Here is an 11,795-nt window from a genome sequence, read left to right on the forward strand (position 1 = left end):
GTCCTTTACATTCATTGGCACTCCAGTTGTGGTGTGGTTGAGGTCGATGCCTGAACAGGCGGTGAAACCGTGCTCAAAGAAGCCGTCCGACTCGCGCGAGGCGAGCACGGCGGGCGGCTTTTTTCAGCAGGGGAAGCGAAAGGCGGGTGTAGCGACAGAGAGGGCGCGTCGCGCAGGAAGAGCCGCTTCGCGGCTTCGCCGACCGTTTCCGGTTCGACGAAGCAACGAAGGTGAGAAGAAACAGGAAGCGAGGTGAGGTGTTACGGGATTAGATCGCAGCCCACTCGCGGCCCATCAGATGCGCCCTGAAGGGTATGTCGTCATCATCTGCGAAGCCGCCGCCTCCACCATACGATGTCGATTGCGGCTCGCGACTCGCCGGCGCAGGGTTGCTCGATCGCGGCTGCTGCGAACGTTCTTGACGTACAGGGCGTTGGCTCTCGAACCCGTCATTAGATGAACGATCGCCCGTAGAGCGGCCGCCGAGCATTTGCATTTGGTCTGCGACGATTTCCGTCGAGTACCGCTCCTGCCCGGCTTGGTCCGTCCACTTGCGCGTGCGAATTCTGCCTTCGATGTACACCGACGAGCCCTTCTTCAGATACTCGTTGACGATCTCAGCCAGCCGACCAAAGAACGACACTCGATGCCATTCGGTCTGCTCCTTCATTTCGCCCGAGCCCTTGTCTTTGTAGCGATCGGTCGTTGCGAGTCGGATATTCGCGACCGCATCGCCGCTCGGCAGGTAGCGCGTCTCCGGATCAGCCCCGAGGTTGCCGACAAGGATGACTTTGTTTACTGATGCCATAACTAACTCCTTTAAGATTTTTTGGAAATAGACCAAAGCCACTTGTCCCACAGCACTTGCTCGCCGCGGGCATCTAGCTTGGGCCGTCCCTGTCCATCGACTGCCGGCACTTTAGTTTTGCCGATCCGTTTGACTTCAACGCGGTCCCCAATGCGACAGGCCGACTCTGCGATCGCGTCGCGGAGGCCCTCACCTTGGAGAACGTGCGTCTCGCCGCGATGCTCGAGCGTCACGCAAAACGATTCATACGTCTTGCCAGGGCGCTTGCCATCGGGGAATCGTTTCTCCCCCCACTCTCTCAAGACCCCGTACCTCGCGCGCTCGGTTCGCCGATGTGACGACTCAGCGGATCGAGGGGGCGTTGACACGGCGGCGTCCGCAACTTCTGGCCGGAGTCGCGCGTCGCTGACATTGACTGGTCGAACGGGTTTGGCGTCGGGCGAAGGCGTGTCTTGCGCATGAGCGCCCTTGAGGGCAGCCGCAATGGCGTCGGCCAACGAGCCCTTGTACTCGTGGAGCACTTCCCAGTGCGGCGCGAGCGCCGGTATCAGCTTCATGCCGACAGCCGTTGGTCGCAGCTCGTAGTCGAACGCCGGACGAAACTGCACGACGACGCCACCTTCATCACGGAACAGCATCGGCTGTCCTGCGATGGCGATGTGCCGTTCGTTGGCGCCGCCCTTGCCGACCTCAACGGGGGATGAATGGCTTGCGGGATTGCCGCTGCGACGCTGCGGCTGCGGCGTCGCTCCGAAAAGCGTCCCGAGCAGCCGGCCGAATGTTGATGTGTTCATCATCGGCCTCCTACACCAGCGTGCCGAAGCACTCGCGACGCACCTCTTCCATGTCGCGCTTGAGCAGCGGGTTGCTCAGGATGATGTCTTGCAAGAATTCCGGATCGACGCCGTTGATCTTGCAGACATACCGATACGGCAGCGCCCCGCTCCAGAACTCCATGACCCAGCCGAGCGTTGCTCGGTAGTCTTCGAGTTCCATCTTCTTTCTGTTTCTGAGTCGCTCGCTGAACAGTACAGCGCAGTCCATCAACGACTCGGGCATGTTGTCGCCGCGTCTGCTGTCAGTCGCAAGACTGATCAACGCGTCGACCATTTTGTCTTTTACCGCCTCGCTCCACAGATGCGGATCGGGCAGCGGATCAGGCTTGGCTCGGGCACGCGTGATCGGCGCTGGAGGAGCGTCGAACATGTCCAGTTGCCATGCTTCTACTTCTGCTTGCATGGGAATCTCCGATAAACGGGAACCCATGCCCGCAACGGGATGGTTTCCCGTTGGGGTGAGGGGTCAAGACCGCCCGCGCGGGCAGTCTTGACATTCAGGCGTAGCGACTAGTCGTCGGTGCCTGTCTTAAGTGGAACGACCACTGCGGACTTGGCGTACTGACGTTTGATGGGCGTGACGTTGGCGTCGGCGGTAGCCGGAGCGACAACGGCGGGCGCGTGCGCCTTCGAATCCTCAGCTTTCTCTTCTTTCAACGCCGCTTTAATGGATCTCTTGATCCAGACCGCGACGGTGAACGAGACAAACAGAAAGGCGAAGAACGAGTGCGCGGCAAACCACAGGGCAAAGCAAACAGCGACCAACCAGCCGGGCGATTTCATCGCCTTCATTACCAACTGCTTCGGCATTTTTCTCTCCAGAAAAAGACGCACTAGGGGATGTCCAGCCAGTACAGCGCTGGATGGTTTTCGATGCTCGGGTGAGCAGGAAAAACAGGCGCGCGGAGAGACGCTTTCGTCACGGCTCTATAAGGCGTGGCGGAAGCAGCTCAATGCGGAAGAAAGAAGAGATCGCGAGCGCGCAATGATGCTTAGCTGCGGCTCGGGGTCGATGCGTCGTTGACGCGGGGATAACAGGCAATTTACGCGCACGCGGTGAACGCGTGCGCGCGAAAGCTCCCAATTTCACACCGCCTTTCGATTTTCGGCGCGAACGTGGCAGCGCCGCGGTGCTCCCTTGACTTCCATTTGCCCTTGGCATGCTAGTTACATGCTCAACAGGGAGGCAGCGAATGTTCTTCGAAATGCTTGTCGCAGTCGGCGGCTACCGCGTATTCAAAGCCATCAAGCAGCGGAGCCGATCTCGTCCGCGCAGCGCCCATCGCGCAAAGCGCTCGTCGGACGATATCGGTGCGGCCGGCGAAGCTCTGGCTCAAGCAAAGCTTCGAACGACCCTCGAATGGCTGTGCGGCGACAACTTCTACCTGCACGAAGGGACGTTGCTTATAGAACATGCTCCCGGGACTGCATTCCCCACCGCAGAGATTGATCACCTCGCGATCACGCCGTTCGGCGTCTTCGTTTTCGAGACGAAGAATTGGTCCGGCCGCATCGCGCCGTCGAATCGTCCCGACACCCTGACACGGACTGCGCCCAACGGCAAGGCGGAAGACCGCCGCTCGCCGATCGAGCAGAACCGCAGCAAGATCCGCTTCCTCCGAGAGCAGCTTCCTGCGATGTGGCCGGTCGCTGGCGCGGGTCTCTTCGTGTCGCCAGGTGTCATCCTGCATCCGGAACTACCGACCGATCTATTGGCACTGGACGACCTCCCCCACTGGTTGCGTTCCAAGCGTGCGGAGCGCACCGGCACGTCGACGGTGGACGTCGCCAAGGCCCGCGAAGCCGTACTCATGTATGCAGACGCCTCGACCGAAGGTTTCATGGCGCACAAGGTCCGCACGAAGCGGGGATACCGGTAATTTGGAAAAGTTTCAAGCGTTTCCGCTAGGTAATCGCTTCCACGGCAAAACTCAGGAATCGCTTAAGAGTTTCAAAAATGAACCGTTAATCGTTTGCGAAGGTGGACAAAAACACTACCTTTCGCTCCCGGAACGCGAAAGACGGGGTAAAAACAACGTCTTTTAATGTCAGACGCGCTCCGGAGCGCCGTTACGATCGCTTACATATGTGAGAAAGAACGTGCTCCGACGGCAAAAGTTGCACGGGATGAGAACTGCCTGTGGCGAGTGAGTGCGCTCACCCGCGAATGCGGGCGGCTGTGTACTGACACCATGTTCTTACCCGCGAGCGAAGTCCTTGCGGGGTTTGGAACGCAGCGCGCGGGGGCGCTGCAAAATTTGGAGAGAAGTTATGTCCTCAAGTAGTGACGATTCTAAAAAGCAACTGCAACTGCGAAAAACGGAAATCCACGATCCGTTGGACGACATATTTGGCGGAGTTTCCGCAAGCGGTGCCGAACGCTCGAAGATTGACATGGTTGCCCGGCAGATTTTCGGGGACAGTGACGAGTTCGCCGATCTCATCGCCCAGCTCGTCGAAAACATGGTGACGATTGGGGAGGCGAGAGCGCGAGTCTCGACCGACCTCAAAACGATCGGCGGTCTGCTGATGAACTCGATGCACCTGATCAAGAACGTGATGGTCGCAACGTCGGGGAACAAGACAACTTCGCTGCGGCGGGCCGCGACGTTGGGATATTCGTTCTTCGAGTTGGCGCTCGGCGTCAAGATGGCGGCAGCCCGCAAGTACATGCGTTGCTACGAAGCGTTCCTCGACAACACCGAGGCTATCCGCGTATTCAACGTCGGCGAACTCGACATCCTCGCTGCGGACCACGTGACCGACGAGCAGGTTGCTGTCATTCTTGCGGCGAAGCAAGCCAACGAGCATATGACCCGCGAAGACGTTCGCAAAATGCTGGCGACGCTGCAGAAGCAGGAAGAGGCACTCGCTGACCAAAAAGCAGACCTGGACAACTACGAGGCGCTGCTCGAGGACAGCAAAACCGCTCAGCGAGTCGCGGAGGACGAAGCCAACCGCCTTCAGCAACAGCTCGATGCCACTGCGAAACTGATCGCTGAGAAAGAGGCCCAGCTCCAGCGTATGGACAGCTATTACACCGGTCGGCAGGCAGGCCTAGCCAACCTCGAAAAGGACCTCGCGGACAAGGACAAGGAAATTGCAAGGCTGAACGAGGAAAGAAACGCGCTGCTCAACCGGAAGCCGGAAGTCCAGATCAAGGAAGTGGAGACGACTCCCGCTGGATTTAAGAGCATTTCCGAATCACTGGAAAAGCGCAACGCTGAACTTAAACAGCTAGAAGACCAGTTGGTCGAGAGGCGCGCCGAGTTGGAACGACTTGAGGCCGACAGGAAGAAAGAAGCCGGCGCCATCGAAGCTGCTAACCGCGTTCAAGCAGCGATGCAAGAAGCGTTATCCTCATTCGAGCAATTCGCGGGCAAGCTGTCGCTGGCTCAGGTTGCAGTTCAAGCTTCCGATGGGCTTGGGCAGCACGAACCGTTGATCGAAACGCTCGCCGCAATGATGCGCAAGCAACTGAGCGAAATCGAGACGGGCTTGCGGAACCTGTAAGACGTAACTGCAATAACGATGTGGCGGACGCGATGGGGTCGCTTCCGCCAGGAACAATATAAAAATATGTCGACCACCACGCTTGATGCCGTTGAGACCAACATTGCCCTTCGGCCGTATCTCGCTGAGAAGATACAACGGACCAACTTTTCGCTGACCGCGGTTATCCATAAGGTACTGGCCCGGTACAGCGGAGCCGAAGCATTCTTTGGCGTCTCGTTCGACAACATGGAAACGTTCAAGGCGCACGCCGTACCGATGGCCAAGCTTATGAACATGCCGTTCCTCGCGCTGTCGCCGGCGCTGCAGGATCCTCGCGATTGGGCGACGTTTGTCGACGGGATAATGTTTTCCACCGCAGTGTCAAAGCTGTCCTCAGCGATGCCTTTCGTCGACGACGTGACGGCGCGCGATATTTTCCATTTCAACTGCGCCTATGTTTCGCTGCTGAAAGACGTGCTTCACCAGAGCGTGCTCGCAGCGCCGCTCCTCGGTATCTCCTTTGAGTTAGCCGAGTACCTGATGGGCTTGCCGATCGGTCGGCTGGAAGCAGCGATCGGTGGGATTCGCTTCCCGCTGTATAGATGGCGGTTCGACGACGAGCGCTTCTGGAGACAATACGGCGCAGATTCGCTTACCGAAGAGGCCGTCGCTCACTATGTCATGCGCACCTCGAACCTCAAGCCGAGCGGGCTGCCTTTCAAGAATTTGTGGTCCGACCTGCGGCTTGACAGGGCTAGGCGTGAGATCTACGCGAGGTTGTTGATGACCCAGGGTTGTCGCGCTTCGACCGCCACAAACTTGTTTGGCGTGACCTCGGCCATCACTCGAAACACCTATCGAGAGATCCACGGCGTTAGCTCGCCATGTGGCAATAGTGCAAGCTCGTTGACGTGGTACGTCGAGCGTCCCGTGCACCGACTCCAAGCAACCATGCTGGTATGGCTTTATCGGTGCGCGCTGAACAACGGAGCGAACATCCCGGAAGCGCTGATTGCATCCAACGACGTTCTCGAGAAGATGTTCGGTAGTCGGCTCGCCGTTTCTGCTGACCGCGCGAACCATCTCACCCGCTCCATGGCGATCGATTCGAGGTTGAATGTCGCACCGTGCAGAACTTGCGCGACGGAGTACATCTTGGCCAACGACGAAGGGAAGATCGAATTGGCGAAGGACTTCGTATGTCCCGGTTGCACTGGCGATCTGAAGCCGCGCCTGACCGAGCCTAAGAGCAAAGGCCGCAAGACCAAAAAATAGTCACAGATAAAGGAGTTGTTGATGCCGCATGAATTCAACGTCGACGCCGGTCTAGTAGTCTTCTCCCGCGACGGCCGCCCTCAGTTCGGCTGGCTCGACTTAGTGACCGGCGAGTACCACGCCGAGTCCGACGGACGCTGCATCACCGATGCAATAGGTGCGATCGAGTTCCAATCAGACGTGATGCACTGACCCATGCAGGACTTCGCTTACCTCTTTCCAGACAGCGTCGCCGCGTGGCTCGAAGGCCGCGGCGACGCGCGATTCCAACGGTATGAGAGGCACTACCGCGCCGATCGGGCGACGGCACAACCGAACGAAGCATTCGACCTTGAGCGAAGCAATGTTCGTTTCGCCCAACAGTTCGGCTCAGGCCGGCGGCAATTCGCGGCAATGTCGAAAAGCAAAGCGTTCGGCGCGCTCGCGACTTTTCTCATTCTCCTTTGGGGCGGCACTGCACTCCTCTCTTCGGTAGGCGCAACACAGCCCGTCGCCGTTGCTGTGGTGATCGGCGTCGTATTTATCGCCTTGCGAGTAAAACACTTTCGAGCCCGCGGACAGCAGCGATAGCAAACGGTTGCGACCAAACAACGGTGCCGAATTGCAACCCCTTACCGGGTATTACAATGCCCTGCGCCGCCAATGGCCAACGGCAATTTCCCAACGAGGAACGCGTTTTCGCGGCGGACTTCCGAGTCGCCTTGACTTTGAACACCGCTCGATAAGATGAAAGTAAGCAGATCGCGGGGGCGACTGCAACAACTAGATCGGAAACAACAAATGACGATTCAGAAAAACTTCAAACTCTCGATGGCCGCGATCGCTGCATCGCTGCTGGTGGCTGCTTGCGGCGGCGGTGGCGGCGGTAGCAGCGATGCATCGCCCGCGGCCCCGGCAAGCGGTGCCAGCACGCCCGCGACTCCAACCAATCCGGCAAATTTAACGACCCCTCAGTACCCTGCAGACAGCTTCCATCTCGCGGCGTTCAACCTGCTCAACCAACACCGCCAGCAGTGCGGCTTCCCGGCCCTGCAGGAGAACACCGCGCTCGATCAGGCGACGGCAGCACACGCGCAGTATCTTGCATCGAACAATGTGATTACCGACACCGAAGTTTCGGGCAATCCTGGGTTCACAGGCGCGACTTTCGTTGATCGCGCAGCCCATTTCGGCTACACGGCGAACAACGGCTCCATCGGCGTGTCGGGTGGCTATTACACGAACGCGACGTTGACGGAAGCAGATTATGGTCAGCGGGCTGTCTATGAGTTTGAGTCGGGCGTGTACCATATCAGCATTGCAGCTTCGCCTGCGAACACGGTCGGAATCGGTAAGGTCGCAACAACGTACAACGGCTTCCCGCAAGAGCAGTTTTCGTTGCATCTCACAAACTTTCAGCAGGTCGCGGCAAACGCTCCCTTGACGTTCCCGTGCCAAGGGACTACCGGCGTTGCCTACACGTCGGCTGGAGAAATCCCGACCCCTCCCGCAACATCCGGAAATTGGGGTACGCCGGTAGCGGTCGCGGGCAACGCGACTGATACGATCGTTATGCAAACGGGCACGATGACAGATGCGTCGGGGCACGTGATCGCCTTGCAGGTTCTCGATTCGGCCAAAGACCCGAACAAGCTCCTGCTGCCGTACCAGGGCGTCGCTTACCCGACCACGCCGTTGTCCCCGAACTCCCAATACACGGTCTCGCTCACGGGTACGGTCAACGGGGTAGCGTTCGCGCGTACCTTCACCTTCACGACCGGAAACATCGTCGGCTAACAAAGGCTGCATCGCAGAAAGACCAAAGCCGCCAGTCGATCTGGCGGCTTTTTTATTGTTTGCAAGGCTGAAAGAACTACCCCAAAGGAAACCTTCGCCGCGTTTTGATGCCAACGATCGCCTCAACCGCCTGAGCCCGCGGTGTCGCCATAACCCTGCACGTCGTAGCCATTTACGACTCCCGTGCTATCGCTCGCCCTGCACATCGCGTACTGGTAGGTGTTGAAGGATGTGTTGTAGGTGTTCGTAATGAAGGTCGTGTTAGTGCCGTCATCGAAAACTGAGTTCTGCACGCCCCAACCCGGCCAAAATCCGAGTTGCTGAGTCACGTAGGCTCGGCATGCTGGCTCGGGATTCCCTGGCGGTTGTTGCTGCGCGTTTGGTGTGCACACCTGTCCGACCCACGCCGAGCCATTCCATGACGGCGCGGCCGCCTGCGTGTACCCGCTCTGGCACGCTGGCGGGGGCGGTACGTTACAGGAGTAGTTCCAAGCTGTCCCGGTCCAGACTGGTCCGCTCGCAAAGCCGTATGCGCAATTAGGTTGTGGCGTGGCGCATTGATATCGCACACCGAGCTTCTGCCACGAATACCCCGGATCGCACCCGGGAGCACGCGGAACGCCGATGGGATTCTGAACCCATTCCGCGTTGGAGGTGACTGGAGCCGTCAGCACACCGCTAAGCGTCCCCATCAGCACAAACGAGATTGCCGTCCTAAGTCGCTTCATATTCTTATTGATTTGGGTAGTTACAGCCAACGTCGATTTGCGCTTGCAGGCCAAGCTGATCTTGCACAAGTGTGTTTGCACCGTCGGCGAGTACGTCATAAATTTGAAGCACCCACTGCGAGCCGTTCCACCCCATCGCGTATCGCGCGCCCGAGATCGGTGGATTGTGATTGGAATAATCGGTCGTCAGCGATTGCGGGGTGATGCGATACCACGCCGTGCCGCCGGGGCCGCATGAAGGAGGCGTCACGCCCCATCCGTTATACCAACCGCTGTACTGGGCATCGGCCGACTGGTTGCTCACTAAGGTGCTCGCACCTACCCAGTTTCCCCACTTATTGCACACGTACATGAGATTGTTGCGGATCGTCACTCCGTTCCAGCTGCATTTGCTGGCGGTGTAGTTGATGTTCGCAACGTTGCCGTTGATTGTGTTACCCGAGACTGTCCCCGACGAACTGACGTCCCCGACGTTGAGCCCGGCCGGTCCCGTTCCCTGATAGTTCTGCACATAGAGGTTGCCCTTGGTACGCACGGCTGCATTCACGCTGTCACCGTAGTACATCGCGCCGTTGTCGATCTGCAGGCTGTTTCCCGCCTGCAACTTCAAGACCTTGTTCGCGCCGAGCGTGACATTGCCGACGTTCTGCATGTCCTGATTATTCGCGTTCATCGTGCCTGTCAGCGGGAGCGCGCCATCACGGCGGTAATACGGCGAATTGCCGTCCGCACCGAATCCATTGATCGCGAGGACCATCCCAGCCTTGCTGCCTACTGGATTAGGCAATGTCCACCCGCCGTGGATGCCGGTGACCGTCGCAGGCGCCCGGTTTGTCGAGTAGCCGAACTGCGCTCCCCCGGCCGCAGCGAGGACACCGGCGCCGGCGATGTCGGCCGTCTTGTCTGTCATGCTGATAAGCGGCAGGCTTGGATAGATTTGCGACGCGATATGGCAATTGCCCGCTGCGGTCGAACATTTGTCGGGCACAACGGCCAACGCGATCTGGTAAGTGCCGCCCCAGAACGGCCCATTCTTGAACGCGACCTTGTTATTCGACTGCGCACTCAGTTGCGCCAGCGTCGGCGCAGCGATGGGCGTGGAAGTCGTCTGCGAATACCCCACTGGAATAAGCGAGGCGTAGTTGTTGGTGATGTAGCTGCCGAGCGCCGAATTGATCGACGCAATGTTCTGCCCTTCGATCTGCAGCAGATTCTGGCGTTTGGCAGCGATGTCTTCCTTGATACCCTGTACCGTCAGCAAGGCCGCGCCGACCAGGACGATCAACATCTCAAGAATGCTTCCCATGTCGGCGGTCCGCGATCAGGTACGGGTCGTCCACAGTCCCATCGACGCCATCGCGCCGTTCGACGCGCATGCAGTGGCGACCGTCTGCGGGTTGAACGTGACCGTCGGCGAGAAGATCGTTGTGCCGTTGACAGTCACCTGCGTGTAAACGGTGATCAGGGCAGCCGCACTCAGCGAACAAACCGTCGATGTGACCGGATACGTGAGGATCAGCGAATCATTCGAGGTAACAAGCGTGCCGACGGCAGCCGTCACTGTGCCATTGAACATGCCCTTGACCGCCGACTTGTCCGATGCAACGCGCGAGCCTGCCGAATCGAAGGCGTGATTCTGCGCCAGCACCGTGAGCGTCTCGGACGAGAAATCGGCGTCGTTCTGCGTCGCGTTCAGGATGCCGGTGTGGAACATCTGCGCTTCGCTTTTGAACTGCGACGAATGGATCAGATCGAGCACGTACTTGCCGCCCGCATAAACGGCCAGCGCGAGCAGTGCAGCACCCGCCATCACTGCGCCTGCTTCAATCATCGACAACTCACCAGACTGCTTGGTCGCGCGCGCCATCTTGAGCATGCGCGCACGCCGCGCCTTGATAGGATCCATCTCAATAGTGTCCATCTGGGCGGCTTGTTCTTTCTCGTTGGTCATTTTGTATTTCCTTAGTAGCTGGTAGCGGCGGGATTCCCCGATGTGAGATTGACGGCACCGGTGACGACATAGGAGCCGATGCCAAGAGTCAGAAACAGTGCCGCCGCAAAGCCCAGCAGCATGAAATGCGTCACCCGTGCGTTGCGCTTGACCGCTTCAACGACGCGGTCGAGCGACTCGCGGCCGAGGCTCTTGATAGCGGCTTCGAACTGATCGCGGCCCGCAGCGTCGGTGATCGTATCGACGATGGTCACCGAGAAGATGCCTGTGTCGAGCGCGCGCATCGGCTCATCGGACCGGGCCGTCAAGCGTCGATCCATGATCTTCAAATGCCAGCGCAGCCACGGATCGGCCGTCTTGAGAAGCCGGTCGAGCGCCGCGCGCAACGTGAGATTGGAGTCGAACAGGCCTGCGAGCGAGACGATGAGCAGCGCCGCGCGGAGATCGCGGCGATTGCGCCAAAGTAGCGGCATGCGGTCGAACCTGTCGCGCAGAGGCCCAGACCAACGCTTCAGGCTCGAAAAGTAAGCGAGCACAAGGCCGATGATCGACGTGAGCGTGAGCCACCAATACTCGTAGCAGAACGTGTCGACGTGATACAGGAACCGGCCCAGATCGGGCCATTGGTCGAGCGGTCGGACGTCGAGCACCTGCGGGAAGATGACGCCGCCAAACAGCATGCAGTAGGCATACATATAGACCAGCAGCAACGCCGGATAAGCCATCTGGACCGAGGTCGTCGACGAAAGTACACGCTTAGCCTTTGCCGCCATTTCTGCGAGCTCAAAGCCACGAACGACCGAGTCCTCACGCGAAGATTCGTCGGCAATGTCCAGCAGCGCGTACTCGTCGCCGGGGATGAACGGCTTAATCGCGAGCGAAAAGCTCTCCCCGCGCTGCATCGTTTCGCGGATGCGCGCGAACAC

Annotated in this window: 14 protein-coding genes; 6 read left to right on the forward strand and 8 right to left on the reverse strand. The window is 58.9% G+C overall.

Translation table 11 applies throughout. The features are described 5' to 3' along the window. Window positions 1-268: 268 nt before the first annotated feature. The 4 genes from ssb to AWB82_RS35145 form a co-directional block, all read right to left on the reverse strand. Window positions 269-808, reverse strand: coding sequence for a single-stranded DNA-binding protein (gene ssb / locus AWB82_RS35130; RefSeq protein WP_086973868.1), 540 nt, complete (start codon window positions 806-808; stop codon window positions 269-271). Between the two features lie 11 nt (window positions 809-819). Beyond that, entirely contained in the window at window positions 820-1,605 is a 786-nt protein-coding gene (locus tag AWB82_RS35135) for a hypothetical protein (protein WP_235023575.1), read from the reverse strand. Between the two features lie 7 nt (window positions 1,606-1,612). Further along, window positions 1,613-2,047, reverse strand: coding sequence for a hypothetical protein (locus tag AWB82_RS35140; protein WP_077161675.1), 435 nt, complete (start codon window positions 2,045-2,047; stop codon window positions 1,613-1,615). A 107-nt stretch (window positions 2,048-2,154) separates the two neighbouring features. Continuing rightward, the gene (locus AWB82_RS35145; protein ID WP_086973869.1) at window positions 2,155-2,454 is read right to left on the reverse strand and encodes a hypothetical protein; all 300 of its coding nucleotides are present in this window, start codon (window positions 2,452-2,454) and stop codon (window positions 2,155-2,157) included. A gap of 383 nt (window positions 2,455-2,837) precedes the next feature. On the opposite strand from AWB82_RS35145, the gene AWB82_RS35150 reads away from it, so the two are divergent. From AWB82_RS35150 to AWB82_RS35170, 6 genes are all read left to right on the forward strand, one after another. Then, complete coding sequence (locus tag AWB82_RS35150; protein ID WP_086973870.1) at window positions 2,838-3,524, forward strand: nuclease-related domain-containing protein; 687 nt, start codon at window positions 2,838-2,840, stop codon at window positions 3,522-3,524. 391 nt (window positions 3,525-3,915) lie between these two features. Then, entirely contained in the window at window positions 3,916-5,157 is a 1,242-nt protein-coding gene (locus tag AWB82_RS35155) for a hypothetical protein (RefSeq protein ID WP_086973871.1), read from the forward strand. Window positions 5,158-5,223: 66 nt separating this feature from the next. Then, window positions 5,224-6,414, forward strand: coding sequence for a FlhC family transcriptional regulator (locus tag AWB82_RS35160; protein ID WP_086973872.1), 1,191 nt, complete (start codon window positions 5,224-5,226; stop codon window positions 6,412-6,414). Window positions 6,415-6,435: 21 nt separating this feature from the next. Continuing rightward, entirely contained in the window at window positions 6,436-6,606 is a 171-nt protein-coding gene (locus tag AWB82_RS38150) for a hypothetical protein (protein WP_200818277.1), read from the forward strand. A gap of 3 nt (window positions 6,607-6,609) precedes the next feature. Next, a complete protein-coding gene (locus AWB82_RS35165; RefSeq protein ID WP_086973873.1) occupies window positions 6,610-6,984 on the forward strand; it encodes a hypothetical protein in 375 nt (124 codons plus the stop codon). 210 nt (window positions 6,985-7,194) lie between these two features. Next, window positions 7,195-8,190 (forward strand): CAP domain-containing protein, encoded by a 996-nt coding sequence (locus AWB82_RS35170; protein WP_086973874.1) that lies wholly within the window; start codon window positions 7,195-7,197, stop codon window positions 8,188-8,190. Window positions 8,191-8,312: 122 nt separating this feature from the next. Here the strand turns inward: AWB82_RS35170 and AWB82_RS35175 are convergent, their stop codons facing one another. From AWB82_RS35175 to AWB82_RS35190, 4 genes are all read right to left on the reverse strand, one after another. After that, on the reverse strand, window positions 8,313-8,519 hold the full coding sequence (locus AWB82_RS35175) for a hypothetical protein (RefSeq protein ID WP_086973875.1): 207 nt from the start codon (window positions 8,517-8,519) through the stop codon (window positions 8,313-8,315). 403 nt (window positions 8,520-8,922) lie between these two features. Beyond that, complete coding sequence (locus AWB82_RS35180; RefSeq protein WP_086973876.1) at window positions 8,923-10,224, reverse strand: hypothetical protein; 1,302 nt, start codon at window positions 10,222-10,224, stop codon at window positions 8,923-8,925. 15 nt (window positions 10,225-10,239) lie between these two features. After that, window positions 10,240-10,869 (reverse strand): type 4 pilus major pilin, encoded by a 630-nt coding sequence (locus AWB82_RS35185; RefSeq protein ID WP_083747110.1) that lies wholly within the window; start codon window positions 10,867-10,869, stop codon window positions 10,240-10,242. An 11-nt stretch (window positions 10,870-10,880) separates the two neighbouring features. Beyond that, window positions 10,881-11,795: type II secretion system F family protein (locus tag AWB82_RS35190; protein ID WP_086973877.1), on the reverse strand; the 915-nt coding region annotated here is incomplete at its 5' end.

The organism is Caballeronia glebae (genome assembly GCF_001545035.1).
GTDB classification, from domain to species: domain Bacteria; phylum Pseudomonadota; class Gammaproteobacteria; order Burkholderiales; family Burkholderiaceae; genus Caballeronia; species Caballeronia glebae.

What these genes read in the sequence shown, in the direction of transcription:
- ssb (WP_086973868.1), bottom strand. Translation starts at nt 808, where the DNA reads ATGGCATCAGTAAACAAAGTCATCCTTGTCGGCAACCTCGGGGCTGAT.
- AWB82_RS35135 (WP_235023575.1), bottom strand. Translation starts at nt 1,605, where the DNA reads ATGATGAACACATCAACATTCGGCCGGCTGCTCGGGACGCTTTTCGGA.
- AWB82_RS35140 (WP_077161675.1), bottom strand. Translation starts at nt 2,047, where the DNA reads ATGCAAGCAGAAGTAGAAGCATGGCAACTGGACATGTTCGACGCTCCT.
- AWB82_RS35145 (WP_086973869.1), bottom strand. Translation starts at nt 2,454, where the DNA reads ATGCCGAAGCAGTTGGTAATGAAGGCGATGAAATCGCCCGGCTGGTTG.
- AWB82_RS35150 (WP_086973870.1), top strand. Translation starts at nt 2,838, where the DNA reads ATGTTCTTCGAAATGCTTGTCGCAGTCGGCGGCTACCGCGTATTCAAA.
- AWB82_RS35155 (WP_086973871.1), top strand. Translation starts at nt 3,916, where the DNA reads ATGTCCTCAAGTAGTGACGATTCTAAAAAGCAACTGCAACTGCGAAAA.
- AWB82_RS35160 (WP_086973872.1), top strand. Translation starts at nt 5,224, where the DNA reads ATGTCGACCACCACGCTTGATGCCGTTGAGACCAACATTGCCCTTCGG.
- AWB82_RS38150 (WP_200818277.1), top strand. Translation starts at nt 6,436, where the DNA reads ATGCCGCATGAATTCAACGTCGACGCCGGTCTAGTAGTCTTCTCCCGC.
- AWB82_RS35165 (WP_086973873.1), top strand. Translation starts at nt 6,610, where the DNA reads ATGCAGGACTTCGCTTACCTCTTTCCAGACAGCGTCGCCGCGTGGCTC.
- AWB82_RS35170 (WP_086973874.1), top strand. Translation starts at nt 7,195, where the DNA reads ATGACGATTCAGAAAAACTTCAAACTCTCGATGGCCGCGATCGCTGCA.
- AWB82_RS35180 (WP_086973876.1), bottom strand. Translation starts at nt 10,224, where the DNA reads ATGGGAAGCATTCTTGAGATGTTGATCGTCCTGGTCGGCGCGGCCTTG.
- AWB82_RS35185 (WP_083747110.1), bottom strand. Translation starts at nt 10,869, where the DNA reads ATGACCAACGAGAAAGAACAAGCCGCCCAGATGGACACTATTGAGATG.